Below are 19,798 nucleotides of genomic sequence, written 5' to 3' on the forward strand. Positions count from 1 at the left end.
GACACTTTTTTCTTTATCCTTGATTTCCATTTGTTGTGTACACTTCTTCAAATGGTTGCACGACCACAAATCCGCTTCCGCTAAATTTCATTTGAATAGACTCGCCGCTTCCTCTACCAATAAAGGTTTTGAATGAAACATCTGTCACAAATTCCGTTTTTAAATCCCCTGACCATGCAACTGTCGCATTTGGATCTGTATAGACAGAGTCCCCCGGCTCAACAATCAATGTGAGCGGCTCATAATGACTCGTAATCGCAACAAGACCTGGTCCTTCTAATTTGACGTTAAATAATCCCCCTGCAAGCATCCCCGACACTTTTTTCATCAATTTGATATCCCAGCGGACTGAAGGTTCAAATGCGAGCAAATCATTCCCATTCACAAATATGGATTCGCCTTGAGCCAAACGAAGAATTGAGATTTTTTTGCCTTGATCTGCTACATATAATTTCCCATCACCGGTTGCCTTCATGAGGGAAGTGCCTTCTCCTGACAGCATTTTTTTGAACATCTTTGAGACACCATGTTCAAACACGCCCTCACGTTCAAATTTGATTTTGCCTCGGTACGAAACCATGGCCCCTGTTTTGGCCCAAATGGTATCCGTCAAATTAATTTCTAAAAGTCTTGGTGTTTCAAGTTCGAAGACCCCTTCTCCCTTATCTTCCTGCTGCGTATTCTGAACAAATTCTTCGAGTGTATAACGATTCATGATAGCACCTCTTTCTGTATTTTTTTTATATACGGACAAACTGTGCATAAAGTTTCAGAAAATGGGGACGGTTTAGCTATTATTGTTATTTATCAAAAAAATCAAACATTCTGCTCAAAATTTGGCTCTCCTGCTTGACGCTTTACTTTTAATGGTGTATAGTGGAAGCATCATTTAGCAACTGCAAAGTCGTTAGGTGATGAAAATTTTTTTTAGTATGCCAAAAGGTATGCTACAGTACTAGGAGGAAAAAGCAATATGCAAAACGGTAAAGTAAAATGGTTCAATAATGAAAAAGGTTTCGGCTTCATTGAAGTTGAAGGCGGAGACGATGTATTCGTTCACTTCACAGCTATCGAAGGTGACGGCTACAAGTCTTTAGAAGAAGGACAAGAAGTTTCTTTTGAAATCGTTGAAGGTAATCGTGGACCTCAAGCTGCAAACGTAACAAAAATCTAATCAACTAAATCAATGATGCAAAATAAAGAGAGGCTTATGCCTCTCTTATTTGATTTTCAGTTGAATTTCAATTGCTAAAATATTTTGCTTCAGTCGTTGTTCAATTTCAGAAATATCTTTTTCGAGAAAAGGTCTTCCCTTCTTTGCTACATCTACAAGTTGCTCTAGATCGCTGTACACCTCTTGAAATGTTCGATGTAATACCGTTTCGAACTCCTTATTATTCATACCGGCCTTCCCCTTTTCCTCTAATATCCGTCACTTAGTCAAAAAGTAACTCAACCAAAACTTTCTATAGTTATATCGGCTCATTTTTCGGAATATGTTCTTTTTTTACACATTCTATCCGTTTTTTTTCAAGAACGGATGTTTGAGAAGGGAAAACCGGTGCATCCGTTTATTTTTTGAGTAGCGTTTGGCCATATTCTTTTATTTTCTCTCCAACGGTGCATTGCTGTATACAAAAGGAATGGGCATATTTTTTGCCAAATTCTTTTCGAAAATGCTTCTTAATCAAACAATCTGAACAATACGTGTCTTGAAGATCGGTCAATTCTTGTACTGCTGTTTTTTTATCCACATTATTCAGCTCCGTCTGCTTCTAATTTCAATGTACTTTCGATTGGGACGTCTGCAAGAACCTGTCTTGCAAGCTGATCCGCTTCTGCATTTTGTTTCCGATCGATGGCTTCATAGGTTGGCGTCAGCTTCAGCTCTTTTAAAGTCGCTTCAATTCGGTCAAGCCATTTGTTATGTACATCATCATAACAAGGCCATTCTCCTTTTAACTGATTCATGACAACAAGTGAATCTCCTCTAATCGTAACAGAATTTCTGCTTGCTCCTAGGTCTTTTAAAGTTTTTACTGCCTCAAATAAAGCCGCATACTCTGCTTCATTATTAGTGCTCCCTTGGAAAGGCTGATTTTTCCTCAATCGATAAGCGTCTTTTCCTAGCTGATAGTAGACGACAACACCAAGACCAGAGTCGCCTGTTTCTTTATGAAAACTTGCATCAAAATAGACTTGAAGCTGATCCGGTTCAAGCTTTAATTCTTCATTTAGCTTTTCAAGCTCTTTTATAGACCACATGGCCCCTTTTTCATCTTCAAATGACAGAAGTGACTGGGGTTCTTTTTTGTCGATATGTTTTGCTAACCTTAGGGCCTCTTTTAGCTCCAACCAATCTTCTTGATAAAAAGCAATGGCCCCAATCGATTTCACTTTCATTGTGTAGTGTGCTCTTAATTTCATTGATCACATCGCCTTCCCGTGCTTTTAAGGTAAACATACGTTATGCTATAATCAAAAAGTTACATTTTACAATGAGAAAGGAAGTTCATGTCACTTGTTTAATGAAGGTATTTGGATCTTATTTGCGATCATTAATTTTATCATTGTTCTTTTATTTTATAAAGGATTTGGCAAGATGGGCCTTTTTGTCTGGATTGGCTTTGCGACGGTTGCCGCAAATTTACAAGTTGTCAAAACCGTTGAATTATTTGGCCTAACGGCAACACTTGGAAATATTTTATATGGCAGTGTGTTCTTTGCAACGGACGTATTGAATGAAAAATATGGCCAAAATGAAGCGAGAAAAGCTGTTTGGATTGGTTTTGCGACCCTTCTAACACTAACTGTTGTCATGCAGGAAGCATTGCTTTTCCATCCCGCTCCATCTGATATCTCACAATCATCGCTGGAAACCATATTTGGGTTTATGCCAAGGGTTGCACTTGGCAGTCTCGCTGCTTATATCATCAGTCAAATGCTAGATGTTTATGTATATTCGTTTATTCGCCGGATATTTCCTTCCGATGGTGCGCTCTGGGTGCGCAATGCCGGAAGTACGATGATTAGCCAGCTACTTGATACATTGATTTTCACGACCATTGCCTTTCTTGGCACGTATCCAATTCATGTATGGATAGAAATTTTCATCACGACATATGTCATTAAATTTATCGTCGCTGCGATTGCAACACCTTACGCATATGCAGCGAAAAAAATGGTTCCGCTAGATGAAAGGGTGAAATGATGTGCCAGCAGAAATCTACATTGACGGTGCGAGTGCAGGGAATCCAGGTCCCTCTGGCATCGGCATTTTCATCAAATATGATGGAAAGGCTGAATCCTTCTCCATTCCTCTAGGGTCCATGAGTAATCACGAAGCAGAATTTTCTGCTCTGATCGAGGGGATGAAAATCTGCGTGGAAAAAGGATTGCGTACCGTTTCATTTCGCACAGATTCACAAGTAGTTGACCGCGCAGCCAATGCAGGATTTGCTAAAAATCCAGCCTTTCAGCATTTTATTAAAGAGATGATCGAACTTCAAAGCAAGTTTGATTTATTTTTTATTAAATGGATTCCGAGTAAGGAAAATCAAGTAGCAGATCAGCTCGCAAGAAAAGCGATTCACCTTTCTAAAGGATGAATCGCTTTTTTTCGGTTATGCTAATGTATGTGAGGTGATACTGATTGGATAAAGAAAATAAAGGTCGTGTCACAAATGGGACAACCCCACAAGGTGATGCGCAAACAAAAGATAAACAGCCACTATCTCAGCTAGAAAATAGCGCGAAGAAAAGCAATACAAAAAGATGAACATAAGAGATCGGCTTTAGCTGATCTCTCTTATATTTAAACGATTCATCATCGGTTCGATTCCTTTAATTTGATGGTGCCTTAGCATAGTAGCAGCACGTTCTTGATTGATGTTCATTTTTGCTTCATCTATTGGGCAGCTGAGCGGGACATCACATTTGATCTCTGCCAATAGACGAGAAAGCTTCAAATCTTCTAACCCTGCTTGCATTTTCTTTTGCTGTGCAGCCGTTAGTTCATGGACATTTTCTAATAAACCGTCAATCGTTTTATAAGTTTGAATAAATTTCAAAGCCGTTTTTTCTCCGATTCCTTTGACACCTGGATAATTATCACTTGCATCACCCATGAGTGCTTTCATATCAATGAGTGCCTTCGGTGAGATTCCCATTTCCTCTTCAAATAAGGCTTTTGTATAATGCTTATAATTGCCAATTCCTTTTTGCATCAAGGCCACAGTCACTTGTTCATTCAAAATTTGCAGTAAGTCTTTGTCACCAGTTAGGACAGTCACACGTGCTTCTTTTTGGTAAAGCGCAGCAAGAGTACCAATGCAATCATCTGCTTCAAAGCCCTTTAAACCAATGTTCACAATTCCTAGTTCTTCTGTAGCTTCTTTTGCTAAATCGAATTGCGGAATGAGCTCGACAGGCGCCTCTCCACGATTTGCTTTATAATCTTGAAACAATTCGTTTCGATAGGTTTGACTCCCCATATCCCAGCAGCACACAATATGAGTTGGCTCAAATGTCTGTACAGCTGTTAATAAGTGTTTCAAATAGCCATTCACTCCATTTGTCGGCACACCGTGGTCATTTATCATAAAATTGCGATGGACAGCTGTCGCATAAAACGATCTGAACAAAAGCGCCATTCCATCTACAAGCAGTACGTGTTTTCTCATTCTTATAAACTCCCTTTTCAAAACAATACTCCTATTCTATCACAGAACGCAAAACTAGACTTAAAAAAGGCGCCTTCTTCTTTTGGAAAAGAAGAGGCAGCCTGTTTACTTTTGACCGTATTGCATTTTTTTCGATTCTGCTTCTGCATAGGACGGCATGTCTTTTTGTTTAGGGTCACGCTTATCCTGCTGCTTTGCCTGTTGCTTTTTTTTCATGATCATTCCCCTTTCTCGGTACATTCATTAAGATGACCAAAAAAGAGAATGTTACTCTTTTACTTCTGTTTCCGCTCGACATACTCCCTAACCATATCATTCGTCACTAGCTTACGCAGTGGAACAATACCGCCTCGTGCAAGCTCATTCATCTTCGACGTAATGGCGTTGATCTCGTCTGTTGTAAATGGCTCGTTTTGCTCACATTTGAATACAGCCATCTCTATTGCTTGTTCTCTTTTCTGTTCAAGCTCAAGAAAAGACTGGATATGAGCATGTTGCTTTTGTGAGTGTGCGGAGATCTCTTCGTGTACGCTCGTCATTTTGTATCAACTGCTTTCTTTTTTATTTAGTCTACCATGAATCAAATGGATTTCAACTGGTTCTTCCATTCGTTTGTTTGTTCATAAACTTGTTCAATGACCGCCTGCTCTTTAGCATCTGTCGTGAGACTCGTGATAAATGTTTGTTTTTGTTCATTTAGCTGCTCGAGTGCTTCTGTTTCATATCTTTCCGTAAACGTCTTCACCATCATGTTGTACCTGCTTAGTAATTCTTCTTTTTCTTTATCTGCCCATTTCGTGGTTAGCTGATGAAGAATGTCTCGAATCCCTTCAATAAAAGCAGCCTTACCATTCTGTTCAAAGAAAACTTTCGCTGATTTTTGTTTCTTTAAGATCGGTTCGAATGGCGTCAGTTCAGCTTCGACTTCAATTTGTTTCAGTTCAGCATTTTTCTCTTCTGGCGGCGACAGTGAGAGATAAAAATAAGGGTCATCTGCACATGCCGCCTGTAATCCTTTCTCCCATTCCTCTTGGAAGTATTGAAGAATAAACGATTCCATCCGGATATCAAGTGCCTTTAACTCCTGTACAAATTCAAATTCATAATCCTTTAGTGCCTTCTCAAGTGCTTTTTTCAATTGCTGTCCGAAATTCCCTTGGGATATTCCAGGATAGAAGGCTGTCTTTAACAGATCATTCGCAAATAGTGACAGGCGCTGCACAATATGATAGAGCTGCTCAAGTAAGTCCTTTTTCACACTTTCTGTCACTAGCTTAGATTGTTTTACATGACTCATTTGATCAAGAATCGCTTCATACGATGCATCTATCTTCTTCTTTTCCGCTTGCTTCTCATCTTCTGACTGATGCAGCGTCGCATGCAGTTTGTCGACTGTTCTACATAACGTACCAGCTTCAAAATATAACAGCTCGATCGCATCTTTCGTTAATTCTTCCTCAATAAAATAGTCGAGCTTCTTTCTAAGCTTTGCGTATTGATTATAAGCCGTCTCTCCCTTTCCTTCGATCTCTTCCTTACTCGAGACATGGTGAAGGTTTGGGTTTCTTATGCCTTCTTTTGTAAGTTCATTTTTCACATAGTCAAAGACGGTGTCAAGCTCTGCTTGATCCTTTGCGAGATCAGCTGCATTAATAATAAAAAACATTTTATCCATGCTAAATGAATCTTTTACAAGCCCAAGCTTACGTAAAAATGACCGATCTGCCTTCGAAAAAGAGTGCTGGTAGTAAGTTAAATAAAGAAGCGCATCTGCGTCCTTCATATATTGAAAGGCGATTTCTGTATGACGCTTATTCATACTGCTAGCGCCTGGCGTATCAACAATAGTCAGCCCTTTATCTGTTAGAGGTGTACTCAAATAAACCGTCACTTCCTTCACTACACAAGAAACAGCTTCTTCTGCCACGTATGGCCTCAGTTCTTGTAGAGTGACATGAAGCGGCGTTTGCTTCGTAATGTGATCAAGGAAACGGGTATGCGCCTGTAAAAAATGTTCAACAATAATGCGGTGATCTTGTTCAAGCTGTCTTTTTTTCAGCGTTCGTTCGAGCTTTGATGGTAACGTCTCTCCCTTTTCGTCTGAGACCGGAAATCCTAGGATCTGATTGAGCTCCTCTAATATATCCTGTTCGGTTTTGAACACCACTTTGACACTTTCATGAGGGTGATCTTCCGTCGGCCGCGTCAGCTTATTAATGGTTGCCGTTGTTGGTGTGGGAGAGGATGGCAGCACCTTTCTCCCGACAAGAGCATTTGCAAAGGAAGATTTCCCCGAACTAAAAGCCCCAAACAAAGCGAGTGTAAATTCTTTCGCTTGCAGCCGTTTTGTTCGTTTTTCAAAGGACTTTCTTTGAGATTGGAGTGCATCTAATGGCAATAAAATCTGAGAAAGCTGCTCAAACTGGGCAATCGACTGTGCCGTCGTGACATGCTGTGCCTGACGCATTTGAGGTTGCTCTATCTGCTTGTTCGGTTTTTCTTGTTCGCTCTCTTCAAGATGAATGGTCACTTGATCCTGTTTTAGCTGGTCATGCTGCATTTGTCTCTTTTTCGCGTAAAACCAATCTTCTTCGATTTTTTCATCCGTTCCATTTTGCCATATATCCCATAGATGCTGAATATCTCGCTTCATTTGTTCATTTTTTTTGGTGAACTGATCGAGTGTTTCGAGCTCTTTTGCAGACTGAGCCCATTTTTCTTGCTGCTCTGCTCTATCTTCCATAAGCTTGGCTTTCAGCGACTCCACCATTTGTTCTACCAGTATCATCGCTTGCTGTTTAGCCTGTCTTCTCAAGGCTTCGCCAGCATCCTTTGCATATTGCAGCACGTATTCATTGGAGAACGTTGCACCTTGATGAATCACACTTGCAAGGAGTGATTCTTGCACAGGTGTTTCAAACGCCATCACTTGATTTAATAAGTCTTCACCAAGCTGATGCTTCTTGACTTCTTTTTTTAGCAGCTCAGCAATATGCCAGTCCACTTCTGCCTTCATTCTCGCTTTGACATCTGTTAAAAAGTCAGTGGCCCGTTTTTCTTTTTCCTGCTCCGTTTTATTTTTAGCAAAAAGCAGTCCCACTTTAAAACCAGGTGCTTTGGATTCAATATAGTCACTTGCGAGTTCTCTCATTTTAAATGGCGTTAGGTTGGCATTTTTCAAAATGCTCTCGATTTCAGTAGATACTTCTTCTTCTAATTGTTTGGCCCCATTTTCAATGAAGTGATTTTTCGCTTCCAATTCTTTTACTTCTTTTCTTTTTTCTTCGAGCTGTGACTCAAGCTCCTCACCTTGCAGGTCTTCTTTTAACGAGTCAATGTGCTCTTTTAAGACATGCTCAATTTTCTGGTCCGTATAAGCCCGAAGTGAGGCCTTCGGCAATGTCTGTAATTCTTGCAGTTTTTTGATTAAACGAATCATTTCATTTCTTGGGTGGGTCTCATCGGTTACAGATGTAAAGTATAGATGATCTTCTTCAATGCCCTCTTTAAGGAGCATGTCAACCACTTGATTTTTGTAGTCTTCAAATGCAGTTTCACGCTCATCATGCCGGTCCACTTGATTTACGATGAAATAAAGATTTGGCACTTTTTCTTTGATGGATCGAATAAAACGAATGTTCTCTTCAGAATGAACATGGTTGTAGTGAACGACGTAAAAAAGAGCATCTGCTTGATGAAGAATAGACGCAGCAGACATAAAGTGAGCATGATCCGTTGAATCAATTCCTGGCGTATCAATCAGTGCCACATGATCTTCAAGACCTCTATAATCACCGCTAATTTCCACCATTTCAATCTGTTCTCCATCCTTACAGAAATGCTGTACTTCTTCTTTATCATAAGAGCCGCTCATTTTTGCAAAACGGCCATCTGAGGTGTGAAGCTGCACTTCACTTTCCCCTTTCCTCACGACGACCAAGTTTGCACTTGTTGGGATTGGACTCGTTGGCAAAATGTGATCATGAAGCAGATGATTCACAAGTGATGACTTTCCAGCAGAATAGTGGCCGGTAAAAGCGATATACACTTCTTTTTCTGCTTCCTTTTTGATAATCGATGCAAGTTTGGCTGCCCGCTCATGATCATTCCTTTTGAGAAAGCTTTGATATAAAGCTCCAGTAGTTTGAACGAGCGAATCTCGAATAGACAAGTCTTTCATGACGATAAACCCCTTTGTTTTTAGAAAAGTCAGTTATGTATGTGATACCATTTTACACAAAATAAAGAGATTTTTCTTCTGATCTGAGGAAATAAAAAAAATCTGCTACCCGATCAGTCGCAATTGACTGGAATCAGGAAGCAGATTTTTTGGAGACACCTTTTAATACGAAGCCAATTAATAGACTATATACACACACCGTACCGAGCAAGAAAATCATTGTCATGTGATCACCGTCCATCCTTCATGATTGAGAATGCTTATCATTAATGAAAGTGTAGCACAATTGATAATGATTTTCAATATTAATTTAGCAAATACTGATTTAATGCTTTCTCCTCTGTTTGAATTCGTACAACCATCATCCATGCATTTAAACATGTAAACAAAATGGCAGTGACATACGCTTCAAACAATAACGGAATCAGCAAAAGCTCAATCGCTACGACTACATAGTTAGGGTGTTTCAACCAGCGATACGGCCCTTTTTTTACAATCGTTGCGTTTGGCACGACTAAAATTTTTGTATTCCAGTACGTTCCTAAAGAGCATAATGCCCAGTACCGAATAATCTGTGTAGCCATCAGGAAAAGGAGTAGAACAAGAAAATATTGAGATGGCCCTTTATGTAAAAGCCCTATCTCTACTATAAGTGAGAGAAAAAAGGCCGTATGCATAGCGACCATATAAGGATAATGACTCGCACCAAATTCAATGGCACCTAGTGCTTTTACTTTCTTTTCATTTCTTTTGGCGACAAGCATTTCAATGAGCCGCTGACAAACGAAGAAGCCGATGACAAGCCAAATGATCATGACAAGACCTCCTCCCACTTCATAAGCAGCAGCTCTGAAGAAAAGCCCGGACCAAGTGCTCCGCAAAGTCCCAACTCCCCCACTTCAGCAGATTGATGTTCAAGGAAATGCTTGATGACATACAAAACTGTGGCAGAGGACATATTTCCGTGTTGTTTGAGTACTTCTTTTGAAGAAAATAACTGATCCTCTCGCAAAGATAGACTTTCAACATACGCATCAATTACTTTTTTTCCACCAGGATGGGCTAGAAAAACAGACAAGTCTTTAGTTGAATATCCTTTCTCCTCTAAAAATTGATCCACCTGTTCTTTTAACCAGCCGGAAATCATCGATGGAATGTCACGGGAGAAAATTACCCGAAAGCCATCACTTGTAAAGTCCCAGCCCATCACATCCTCAGAATCTTTCATTGTGACGGATTGCGTGCTTAGGACTTTAGGGACCTTTTTTAAATAGGCATAGTCAAGCGTAGCTTCTTCTCCAGCTAAAAGAACCGCCGCCGTCCCGTCTCCAAATAACGAGGTGCCTATCAAATTGCTTTTTGATTGATCTTGCGGCTGAAACGTTAAACTGCACAGCTCACAGGCAACGACAAGTACCTTTGCTTCCGGAAATGCCCTTATGTATTCATAAGCTCGCGACAGCCCTGCTGCACCGCCTCCGCACCCTAGGCCCCAAATTGGTACTCGTTTCGTATAAGGAGAAAAAGGAAGGACGTTCATAAGTTTTGCATCTAGACTTGGGGTCGATAAGCCGGTACTTGAAATAAAAAACAATGCATCAATCTCTTCAACTGGGACTGGCTTTTTCAGAAACGTCTTATCTTGAAGACAATGTATGATTGCTTCTTTTGCATGAGTAAGGGCTTTTTCCAAATAGATATTGTTCTTCTCTTCAAAAGAGTGGTGCGTCTGATACCATTCAATGGGCTGCACAAACTGCCTACTTATAATTTCTCCATTTTGAAATGCTCTCAGCAGCCGGTCAATATCTTTAAACGAACGTTTAAATTGAGACCTAGCAAAATCAGCAGCTGTTTTCTGATCCACGTGATGCTTCGGGTGACTCGTTCCAACTGAAAGAATGTACGCCATCGGCTTCACCTCTTTTTTCGGTTAATATCCCCTATTGAAAAAAGGATATACATGCCAAAGCGTCACAATTCGATCAAAACATTTTCCTCCGTCTAACTTTTTGTCTTGACGACAATTGATAAATATTGGATAATATAGGTGAAAACATGATGTAGTTTTCCTCCTTCACAGGTTCGTTCCAAGCCAAGCGAACCTGCTTTTTTTATGCAAAAAAACACTTCTAAAAGAGAAGTGTTCAGAACGTAGACTCCCACACCTTTCATGAGCACCCTTTTTTCAATGAAATCATCATGATACAACACTTTCATACGGAATCTCCCTTTGCTTCGAATGAATGGTCAAATCTGCTGCTATCTTAGCGTATACATATTAACGTTTCGATCTCACCTTTTTTGCTGATCAACACAAAGTAACAACCATAAATTTTCTAATTCATTTGAATTTTCTATATAAACAGGATTTTTCCCACTATATACTTAATCAATATGAGCACCAAGAAAAACAGTGAAAAAAGAAAGAATCGACAACATGGTTCGGCTCAAAATTTAATTGACTGGAGTGATTGTCATGAAAAAGGTTTCCCAAAAAAAGACACCATACAACACGATACTTCTCTCAAAGGTAATTGGTTTAGTGCTACTTACACTGTTTCTCTTTTTTATCTGGGATATGTCTAAACCCCATTTACAGGCGACAAATGGGCAAGCAAAAGATCAGTCTACAAGAACATTGGATACACATTTTAAGACCAATCCAAACCAACAGGCAACGAATAAAACGGTCTTTTTAACATTTGATGATGGTCCTTCTGCTACATCAAATCAGCTGTTAAATGTATTAAAAGCACATCACGTGAAGGCGACATTCTTCATGCTTGGACCGCAAATCCAAGCACACCAATCAACTGTGAAAAGACTTTATCAAGAAGGACATCAATTAGGTCTTCATGGCATGACGCATGATATAAACCTTTTTTATCAGAACAGCGAGTCTCCTGTAAATGAAATGAGAGAAGCTCAGCGTATTCTTGCCTCCGTTACAGGCGTCTACAGCCGTCTTGTGAGAACCCCTTATGGAAGTGTTCCAAATTTAACATATCATCAAAAAGTACGTTTAAACCAAAGTGGCTTTATTTACTGGGACTGGACGATTGATAGCCTTGACTGGAGATATAAAAACTCACAATATGTTCCAGAGGTATTGAATCAATTGCAAATGTTTGAGAAAAATAAACCATGGGAACCAAAAGTTATTTTAATGCATGATCAACCCTCTACCACAAACTATTTAGATAGCCTAATTATCCAGCTAAAAGCAAGGGGCTATACATTTGCCGTCATTAACGAAACAATGCCGCCGGTACAACATTAATCGTGCTAATCACAAAGAGCCCGTATCCAAAAGATGCGGGCTTTCAGCTTGTAGACAAATCCTCACACGCTCTTTCCTAGGATCCTAGGGCTTCAAAAGTTTTTTATCAAGCTAAAAAAAAGACAAAGAGCTAAAATAAAAGGTCATTTTAGCTCTTTGTCCATAATCTGAACCTCTCTCCAAGAGAGGGGTTTACATAACAGATTGCTTAGGCTCTTCCATCAGGTCCTGCCCGCTTTCTTTTTTAAAAGGAATCATGTGATAAATAATATGAAGCAAAATAGCGGTAAAGCTGCCGGCCACGATGCCATTACTTGTTAATAATTTGATTGATTCTGGCAGATGCTCAAACATTTGCGGCACAACGGTGACACCTAAGCCGATCCCCACTGAGCATGCAACAATGAGCAGGTTTTCCTGTTTGGCAAAATCCACACGCGAGAGCATTTTAATACCGTAGGCAATGACCATCCCAAACATCGCAACCATTGCGCCGCCAAGAACGGACTTTGGAATAATCGTCGTAAATGCAGCAATTTTAGGAAAAAGTCCAAATAACATGAGCAATGCACCTGTCACAACGATAACTTGATTTTTCTTGACCCCAGTCAACTGGATCAACCCAACGTTTTGCGAGTAGGCTGTGTAAGGAAAAGCATTAAAGATACCACCTAATAACACAGCAATCCCTTCTGCGCGATAGCCTTTCGCTAAGTCTTTTTCTTTTAATGAGCGGTTTGTTAAATCACCTAGTGCGAAATAAACACCTGTTGATTCGACTAATGACACAATTGCCACTAACGTCATCGTCATAATCGGTGCAAATTCAAAGGTAGGCATGCCAAAATAGAATGGTTCAATCATGCGAAAAACTTGCGCATTCGCCACCTCAGCTGTTTCCACTTTTCCCATAAATGCAGCAACGGCTGTCCCAAGGAGAATACCGATTAAAATGGCGATCGCCTTCATAAAGCCTGTTGTGAATCGATAGAGCAGCACAATGATAAACAGTACAAGGAAAGCGAGTCCTAGATTTTCAAAAGAACCATAATCAGCACTTCCTTCTCCTCCTGCCATATTGTTCATCGCTACTGGAATAAGGGTTATGCCAATAATGGTGACGACAGACCCTGTCACGACAGGCGGGAAAAATTTCACAAGCTTCCCAAAGAAAAAGGAAAGCAGAATGATGATACACCCCGAAGCGATAATACTTCCATAGATAGACGAAATCCCGTATTTAGAACCAATCGCAATCATAGGAGAAACCGCAGTAAATGTACAGCCTAATACAACAGGCAGACCGATACCAAAGAAACGGTTTTTCCAAACTTGCAGGAGCGTGGCAGCCCCGCACATGAAAATGTCTGCCGAGATTAAGTAAGTCAGCTGTGCAGGGGTGAGGCCGAGTGCATCTCCCACAATGAGTGGTACAAGAACCGCACCTGCATACATCGCCAGCACATGCTGAATCCCTAGCGAGAGTGTTTTCGCTTTTTTAGCAGCACTCATGATTGTACCTCTCGTACAAACGTGACTTTCCCTTCCTCAAGTGATTCAATACGTGCAAGGGATTCGACGCGGTAGCCCATTTGAACAAGCGCATCTCTTCCTGGCTGGAATGACTTTTCAATGACAATGCCAAATCCGGCTACTTTTGCTTTCGCCTGCTTTGCGATTGCGGCAAGTCCTTTAGCGGCTTCACCGTTCGCCAAAAAGTCATCAATGATTAAGACACAATCTTTTTCACCGAGGTGCGTATTTGAGACAGCGATTGTACTTTCTACTTTTTTTGTAAAAGAGTACACACTCGCTGTTAATAGGTTTTCTGTTAGTGTTAGTGATTGACGTTTTCGAGCAAAAACAACGGGTACTTGAAGAGCTAGTCCAGCCATCACAGCAGGTGCAATGCCTGAAGACTCGATTGTGATAATTTTTGTAATGCCATCATGCTTAAATAATCTAGCAAACTCTTGCCCGATTTCATGCATTAAGACAGGATCAATTTGATGATTTAAAAAGGCATCTACCTTTAACACTTGATTTGACAGAACGATTCCTTCGTTCTCAATTTTTTGACGTAACAATTCCATCATTCTTCCTCCCAGCATATTGGCAACCATTTTCATTTTTCGCATAAAAAAAGCATTGCTGTCCATGAGGAGCAAGCAATGCGAAAACGATCCACGGATCTTCAGCTCAAACAAGAGCTGTTTCATTTGCTCACTCATAGTCGGACGGTGTCGGTGTCCGGTAGAAACTTGCGTGCCATCATCACGCGATTATATGAGTGCTATAGTGTTCAAATTATAACAAGATTTCAGACGCTTGGAAAGCACTTTTCTAGAAAAATACCGAACTTAAATAATAAATAAGATCAAAACGTTCGTTTTTAGAATATTCAAGCATCAAAAAAGCACCCTTCTGAGGAAAGGGTGCCATTTATTTAAGACAAATACAGTTTCGTATATTTATCAGTTAAATAATCGATTAAATATTGTACATTTAATTCCTCACCAGTCGCATCTTGAATGATTTCAGAAGGCTTTTTGCGTTTTCCATGCTGGTGAACATGAGTTGTGAGCCATTCTTTTATCGGTGCAAAAGACCCATTTTGAATCAGCTCATCAAAATTCGGTAAATCTTGGATCATTTGGTTCTTTAGTTGCGCCGCATACATATAACCAAGGGCATATGAAGGGAAATATCCAAAGCTACCATCAGACCAGTGAACATCCTGCAAGATGCCAAGTGCATCATTAGGAGGCGTAATGCCAAGATATGCTTTATATTTTTCATTCCACAGTGCAGGCAGGTCTTCAACCGCAACCTCTTCATTAAATATCGCTTTTTCAATTTCATAGCGGATGATAATGTGAAGTGGATAGGTGAGCTCATCTGCTTCAATTCGAATATAAGTTGGCTTCGATTCATTCACAGCATGCACAAATTCTTCTAAAGAGACATCTTTAAATTGCTCAGGAGACGCTTCTTGAAGCTTTTGATAATACGTTTTCCAGAAGTCTTCATGTCTGCCAATAAAGTTCTCAAAGAAAAGAGACTGTGATTCATGGATCCCCATTGATGTGCCATCACATAATAACGTTCCGCTCAGCGCCTCATCAATGTTTTGCTCATAGATGGCATGACCACACTCATGAATCGTGCCAAAGATTGCCATCCGAAAATCATGCTCATCATAACGAGTCGTCACACGAACATCCCCTCTGCTCAATGTCACCGCAAACGGATGTACTGTTGTATCCAGACGTCCTGCATCAAAGTCATATCCCAATTCTTTTAAGAAGAAAAGGCTCAGTTCCTTTTGTTTGTCGATCGGAAAGCTTTTCGATAAAAATGAAGTATCCGGTTTATGAGAAGAGGCTTCAATTTTTTTCACGAGAGGAACAATGGCATCACGAAGTGCACCAAACTTTTGATCGAGCTGTTCAACCGTCATATCTGGCTCATAGTTATTGAGTAGCACATCATATGGTGTTTTTTTCACGCCCCAATATTGAATAAAACGCTTGTTAAAATCAATGAGCTGTTTTAAGTATGGTGCAAAGAGTGAAAAGTCTGATTTCTCCCTTGCTTCTACCCAGACATGCTCTGCTTTTGATTGTAAAATCGAGTATTCTTTAAATTCTTCTTTCGGAATTTTGCTGTTTTCATCATACTCTTTTTGTGATAATTCGAGCGCCTTTTGTGTATCTTTTGACAGCTCATCTCGGTGTTTATTTAATGCGTCAAGAAGATCTCTCATTTCATTAGAAGTCTTCATATTAAAAATATCACTTGATAATTGACCGATCGTTTCAGCTCTGAAATCAGCGCTTTTTTTAGGCGCCTGTGTTCTAGAGTCCCAATAAAGTAAATGGAGCGCCTCCGTATAGTGGGCGATTTTTCCTAGTAATTGATAAAACGCTTTCTCTTGTGCTTCAAGACTCATACGTTTGTTCCCCCAATCGATAAAATATGTATGTACGTTTCAAGGCTACTTCAAGGAATGTTCTTTTGTCAATGAAAAAGGAGGATACGCAGATGGTATCCTCCTCTCTTTTCTCGTTATATATGATTTAAGATGTAATGATTGGCTTTACTGGCAGAACGGATTCAATTTTACTTTGAAGCTCTGCATTTTCCTTATGGTCAAAGTAAATATGAATGGTTCCTGCATCTTGGCTTGTCCGAATCAGTCTTCCAATACCTTGTCGCAAGCGTAGCAACATATACGGAAGGTCGACTTCAGCACGAGCATCCTTTGCTTCATTCCGCTTTGCCTCAAATACCGGATCATGAGGCGGGTAAGGAAGTCCCCAGATGACCACATTTGTTAAGGATTGTCCTGGAATATCCAGCCCTTCCCAAAGGTGAACTGAGCATAATACAGATGTCTCATCCGCTTGGAATTTCCGAACAATTGTACTGATTTCCTCGTCTCCCTCAAAGTACACATCGAAAGGAAGTGAATCATTCGATGCCTCAATCTGCTTTCTAAAGAAATGAAGTTCATCAAATGAAGGGAACAAAATGAGAGACCGTCCTCCATTATCTTTCAGATGAGTGATCACTTGCTGTGCTTTTACTTCTTGCTCTTGAAGCTGCTGAATCCCGTGGAAATAAATCTTCATTTGCTCATCGTAATCATACGGCGAAGCGACACTCATTGATAAATAATCTTTAATCCCAAGACTTTCAGCTAAATAATCAAAGGATTGATTTTCAGACAATGTAGCAGAAGAGAAAATGTATGGTCTTTTTTGCGAGAATACCTTTTCACCAAGCACCTCTGCGACAGTCTTTGGCATCACAACAAATGTCGTATCTAATTCCTGTTTTTCAAGCCAGCTAATCGCATTTTTTTGATAAAGCGACAGAGAATACGCCATTTGTTCAATGTACTCTTCTACAACAGATAATTCGTATTGATCAATTGTATACATCTCTGATTCAAATACGAGTGCTTCTCCGATTTTTTCAAGTAAATCACACAATTCACTTGCAGAACGCTTCACCTCATCCACACGTCCAATTTCAAGTCGATGTGAGCCCTTGATTTCTTTGGCATGTGTTTTTAAGAGATAGAAGAACTCATCGTTTGTAGCAAGTGCATCTTCAACGAGTTCGGCAAACTCCTCGCGTATATCGTTTTGAAGCAGGCGCTCTAAAAAGGTTTCGAGCATGGATTGCTTCACGCGGTATGTCAGTGCTTTTTGTGCGGCAAATTCAAGAAGGTGGCCTTCATCAAATACAACGGAGCTATGTTCTGGAAGCAGCGGAAGCTGACCTTCGCGTTTGCGAGATTCCTTTGTCCACACATGCTCCATATAAAAATCATGAGAACAGATGATGAGATCTGTTGCTTTCCGGTAATGATCTCTTGATAAATTCAATCCACAGCGATGACGCATATCGCACGTCAAACAGTCCTGAAACGAGTCGTAGCCAATACGTGACCATTCATCATTGGATAGCTCTGGGTACTCTTTACGATCCCCATACGGATAAAAGTTCTGCATCCCATGTGATTCATGAACAAACGAAGGAAGCGATTCATAAATATCAAGCCACTTCTCATCATCTTCACGCTGCATGGTTTTCTCTAATTTCTTTAAGCATAAATATTGATCATGCGATTTACTTAATCTCGCATCTATTTGAATATCAAGGTGATTGGCAATTTTATAGATATCACCCTCTTGTTTCACTAGCTGTTCAATTAACGTTTCGTCTGCACATGCAATAATCGCAGGCTTCCCTGTATACCTTGCATATGTGACCGCAAATAATAGATAAACGATGGTTTTGCCTGTGCCTACCCCAGCTTCGGCAAACATCACACTTTTTTCTTTAAAGGCTCTTTCTAGTTGAAAAGCCATAAATATTTGTTCATCTCGAAGATCAAAGCCCTTTTCTGGCAAAATGTCATAGAACACATCACCAATCCAGTTGCCCAGTTCTTCGTAAAAATTATGTTCTTTTGATAATGAAAAAGGCAAACGAGATGCTGTCACCTGCTTCAACCCCCAACTTTTGAATCATTCAGACATTCTATAGTAACATTTATGCTGGGGAATGACAATCTTTTTTATGACCGCAAACGATGATGATACGTTTCTTTCATTAAAAATGCATGCTCAGATCGCTCTATGTAAGCCTGAGCTAGCGCTAAATCTTCGATGGCTGCATTCAGCTGAGCAGATTGTCCACCTTCTTGCCCTTTCATTTCTTGAGCAGTCGAATCGAGTGCTTTTTGGATTAACTGAAATTGATCATATTGTATCATGGAGACACCTCTTTTTTTAAAATCAAGTTCAGTTTATTCCGTCCCGTGAAGGTTTATACCTTTCTGGGGTAAAAAAAGCCACACCTTCTGTAGGTGTGACCATTTTTTATGATTCAGTTGTCTGTTTTCTAGGCGGGCGTTTTCCCCAGTATTGGTAATAGTCTGTTTTAATAAAACCATTAAACAGTTTTCTCTTTTTCGTTGCTTTTCTACCAAAGCACTCTTCGAACTTTTCGTGTGACGTTAAGATGTAAATGGACCATGTGTCTAGGCTTTTAAATGCTTCGCCCATTCCTTGATACATTTTTTCAACAGCTGGTTTATCACTGAGTCGTTCTCCATAAGGCGGATTTCCGACAATCACACCGTAATCTTCTTTTGTTTGAAAGTCTTTCACTTGCATTTGTTTAAACTCAATCAATTCACTTAGTCCTGCTTCTTCCGCATTCATTTTGGCAATGTCTATCATCCGGTGGTCGATATCACTTGCAATAATGTGGAGCGGCTGATCATATTTTGCTTTTTCTTCCACTTCGTGACGCGCTTTGTTCCATACGTCTTCACCAATCCATTCCCATGACTCTGAAGCAAAATCTCGGTTAAACCCTGGGGCGATGTTTTGTCCAATCATGGCCGCTTCAATAGCGATTGTTCCTGATCCGCAGAAGGGATCAACAAACGGACGGTCAGGTGTCCAGTTCGTTAATAGCACGAGTGCAGCCGCAAGGGTTTCTTTAATAGGTGCTCCGCCTTGATCCATGCGGTACCCCCGTTTATGAAGGCCTACACCAGATGTATCAAGCGTAAGGACAGCTTTATCTTTTAAGAGGGCAACCTCAATTTTATACTCAGGTCCTGTTTCTTCAAGCCATTCAGACTGTATGTTGTAAGATGATATAAGCTTTTGCGCAATCGCCTTTTTGACGATACGCTGGCAATCCGGCACACTGGCAAGCTGTGATTTCACAGATTTACCAATGACTGGGAACGTGCTGTTTTTCGGTAAAAATGCAGCCCAGTCAATCGCCTTAGTGCGTTCAAACAGCTCATCGAATGTTTTTGCCGAAAATTCAGCAACTTGTACCTTTATTCGGTCTGCTGTACGTAGCCAAAGGTTCGCACGACAAATCGCAAGAGCGTCCCCTTCGAAAATCACTTTTCCGTTGTCTACTGTGCAGTCGTAGCCAAGGTCTCTTACTTCTTTTGCAACAATCGCTTCAATCCCCATTGGAGCCGTTGCAATAAGTGTATAGGTTTTCATTGAATTATCACCTGTTTTCTCGTCCTTTTATGTATTCCAAGATAAAAGCTCTCCATATGTTGAAATAGGAGAGCTTTGTTTTCATCATGTTTATAATAACGGA

Annotated in this window: 21 protein-coding genes and 1 riboswitch; of the genes, 5 read left to right on the top strand and 16 right to left on the bottom strand. The window is 40.2% G+C overall.

Annotated elements, in window-relative coordinates:
• Positions 1–13: 13 nt before the first annotated feature.
• Complete coding sequence (locus MHI35_RS09865) at positions 14–715, bottom strand: AIM24 family protein (RefSeq protein ID WP_211064285.1); 702 nt, start codon at positions 713–715, stop codon at positions 14–16.
• A 258-nt stretch (positions 716–973) separates the two neighbouring features.
• Between MHI35_RS09865 and cspD the strand changes: the two genes are divergently transcribed.
• Positions 974–1,174 (top strand): cold-shock protein CspD, encoded by a 201-nt coding sequence (gene cspD / locus MHI35_RS09870; protein ID WP_003215784.1) that lies wholly within the window; start codon positions 974–976, stop codon positions 1,172–1,174.
• A gap of 45 nt (positions 1,175–1,219) precedes the next feature.
• Here the strand turns inward: cspD and MHI35_RS09875 are convergent, their stop codons facing one another.
• The 3 genes from MHI35_RS09875 to MHI35_RS09885 form a co-directional block, all read right to left on the bottom strand.
• Positions 1,220–1,402 (bottom strand): hypothetical protein, encoded by a 183-nt coding sequence (locus MHI35_RS09875; RefSeq protein ID WP_003215507.1) that lies wholly within the window; start codon positions 1,400–1,402, stop codon positions 1,220–1,222.
• 169 nt (positions 1,403–1,571) lie between these two features.
• Positions 1,572–1,754, bottom strand: a complete 183-nt coding sequence (locus MHI35_RS09880; protein ID WP_003215998.1) for a zinc-finger domain-containing protein — start codon at positions 1,752–1,754, stop codon at positions 1,572–1,574.
• A 1-nt stretch (position 1,755) separates the two neighbouring features.
• Positions 1,756–2,427 (bottom strand): ribonuclease H family protein, encoded by a 672-nt coding sequence (locus tag MHI35_RS09885; protein ID WP_211064284.1) that lies wholly within the window; start codon positions 2,425–2,427, stop codon positions 1,756–1,758.
• A 94-nt stretch (positions 2,428–2,521) separates the two neighbouring features.
• Here MHI35_RS09885 and MHI35_RS09890 point away from each other — a divergent pair, with 94 nt between their 5' ends.
• From MHI35_RS09890 to MHI35_RS09900, 3 genes are read left to right on the top strand one after another with little or no spacing between them, the layout of a single operon-like run.
• On the top strand, positions 2,522–3,211 hold the full coding sequence (locus tag MHI35_RS09890; RefSeq protein WP_211064283.1) for a queuosine precursor transporter: 690 nt from the start codon (positions 2,522–2,524) through the stop codon (positions 3,209–3,211).
• A 1-nt stretch (position 3,212) separates the two neighbouring features.
• Complete coding sequence (locus MHI35_RS09895; protein WP_211064282.1) at positions 3,213–3,608, top strand: reverse transcriptase-like protein; 396 nt, start codon at positions 3,213–3,215, stop codon at positions 3,606–3,608.
• Positions 3,609–3,652: 44 nt separating this feature from the next.
• Complete coding sequence (locus MHI35_RS09900) at positions 3,653–3,778, top strand: hypothetical protein (protein ID WP_012010322.1); 126 nt, start codon at positions 3,653–3,655, stop codon at positions 3,776–3,778.
• A gap of 16 nt (positions 3,779–3,794) precedes the next feature.
• On the opposite strand, the gene MHI35_RS09905 is transcribed toward MHI35_RS09900, so the two are convergent.
• The 6 genes from MHI35_RS09905 to MHI35_RS09930 all read right to left on the bottom strand — a co-directional run bounded on the left by MHI35_RS09905 (position 3,795) and on the right by MHI35_RS09930 (position 10,774).
• A complete protein-coding gene (locus MHI35_RS09905; protein WP_211064281.1) occupies positions 3,795–4,682 on the bottom strand; it encodes a 5'-3' exonuclease in 888 nt (295 codons plus the stop codon).
• 275 nt (positions 4,683–4,957) lie between these two features.
• On the bottom strand, positions 4,958–5,221 hold the full coding sequence (locus MHI35_RS09910) for a YpbS family protein (protein WP_012010324.1): 264 nt from the start codon (positions 5,219–5,221) through the stop codon (positions 4,958–4,960).
• Positions 5,222–5,262: 41 nt separating this feature from the next.
• Complete coding sequence (locus MHI35_RS09915) at positions 5,263–8,862, bottom strand: dynamin family protein (protein WP_211064280.1); 3,600 nt, start codon at positions 8,860–8,862, stop codon at positions 5,263–5,265.
• Positions 8,863–8,995: 133 nt separating this feature from the next.
• Positions 8,996–9,103 (bottom strand): Fur-regulated basic protein FbpC, encoded by a 108-nt coding sequence (gene fbpC, locus MHI35_RS09920; protein ID WP_306172627.1) that lies wholly within the window; start codon positions 9,101–9,103, stop codon positions 8,996–8,998.
• A gap of 64 nt (positions 9,104–9,167) precedes the next feature.
• Entirely contained in the window at positions 9,168–9,677 is a 510-nt protein-coding gene (locus MHI35_RS09925) for an isoprenylcysteine carboxyl methyltransferase family protein (protein ID WP_144522912.1), read from the bottom strand.
• On the bottom strand, positions 9,674–10,774 hold the full coding sequence (locus MHI35_RS09930; RefSeq protein WP_211064279.1) for a type III polyketide synthase: 1,101 nt from the start codon (positions 10,772–10,774) through the stop codon (positions 9,674–9,676). Before MHI35_RS09930 ends, MHI35_RS09925 begins: the two co-directional genes overlap by 4 nt.
• Positions 10,775–11,341: 567 nt before the next feature.
• On the opposite strand from MHI35_RS09930, the gene MHI35_RS09935 reads away from it, so the two are divergent.
• Positions 11,342–12,145 carry a polysaccharide deacetylase family protein gene (locus tag MHI35_RS09935; RefSeq protein WP_335349480.1) on the top strand — a complete coding sequence of 268 codons (804 nt, stop codon included), beginning with the start codon at positions 11,342–11,344 and terminating at the stop codon, positions 12,143–12,145.
• Positions 12,146–12,337: 192 nt separating this feature from the next.
• Here the strand turns inward: MHI35_RS09935 and pbuX are convergent, their stop codons facing one another.
• From pbuX to MHI35_RS09965, 6 genes are all read right to left on the bottom strand, one after another.
• On the bottom strand, positions 12,338–13,657 hold the full coding sequence (pbuX, locus tag MHI35_RS09940) for a xanthine permease PbuX (protein ID WP_211064277.1): 1,320 nt from the start codon (positions 13,655–13,657) through the stop codon (positions 12,338–12,340).
• Complete coding sequence (xpt, locus tag MHI35_RS09945; RefSeq protein WP_003215672.1) at positions 13,654–14,238, bottom strand: xanthine phosphoribosyltransferase; 585 nt, start codon at positions 14,236–14,238, stop codon at positions 13,654–13,656. Before xpt ends, pbuX begins: the two co-directional genes overlap by 4 nt.
• Positions 14,239–14,355: 117 nt before the next feature.
• Positions 14,356–14,455: riboswitch (purine riboswitch) on the bottom strand.
• Between the two features lie 136 nt (positions 14,456–14,591).
• Positions 14,592–16,097: a carboxypeptidase M32 gene (locus tag MHI35_RS09950; RefSeq protein ID WP_335349479.1), complete on the bottom strand. Its 1,506-nt coding sequence runs from the start codon at positions 16,095–16,097 to the stop codon at positions 14,592–14,594.
• A gap of 127 nt (positions 16,098–16,224) precedes the next feature.
• Positions 16,225–18,162 (bottom strand): ATP-dependent DNA helicase, encoded by a 1,938-nt coding sequence (locus MHI35_RS09955; RefSeq protein ID WP_335349478.1) that lies wholly within the window; start codon positions 18,160–18,162, stop codon positions 16,225–16,227.
• Positions 18,163–18,236: 74 nt separating this feature from the next.
• Positions 18,237–18,434 carry a hypothetical protein gene (locus MHI35_RS09960; protein ID WP_211064274.1) on the bottom strand — a complete coding sequence of 66 codons (198 nt, stop codon included), beginning with the start codon at positions 18,432–18,434 and terminating at the stop codon, positions 18,237–18,239.
• Between the two features lie 106 nt (positions 18,435–18,540).
• A complete protein-coding gene (locus tag MHI35_RS09965; protein ID WP_335349477.1) occupies positions 18,541–19,695 on the bottom strand; it encodes a THUMP domain-containing class I SAM-dependent RNA methyltransferase in 1,155 nt (384 codons plus the stop codon).
• Positions 19,696–19,798: the final 103 nt, after the last annotated feature.

The sequence above is a fragment of the Bacillus sp. FSL K6-3459 genome (assembly GCF_038003305.1).
Taxonomy (GTDB): domain Bacteria; phylum Bacillota; class Bacilli; order Bacillales; family Bacillaceae; genus Bacillus; species Bacillus pumilus_O.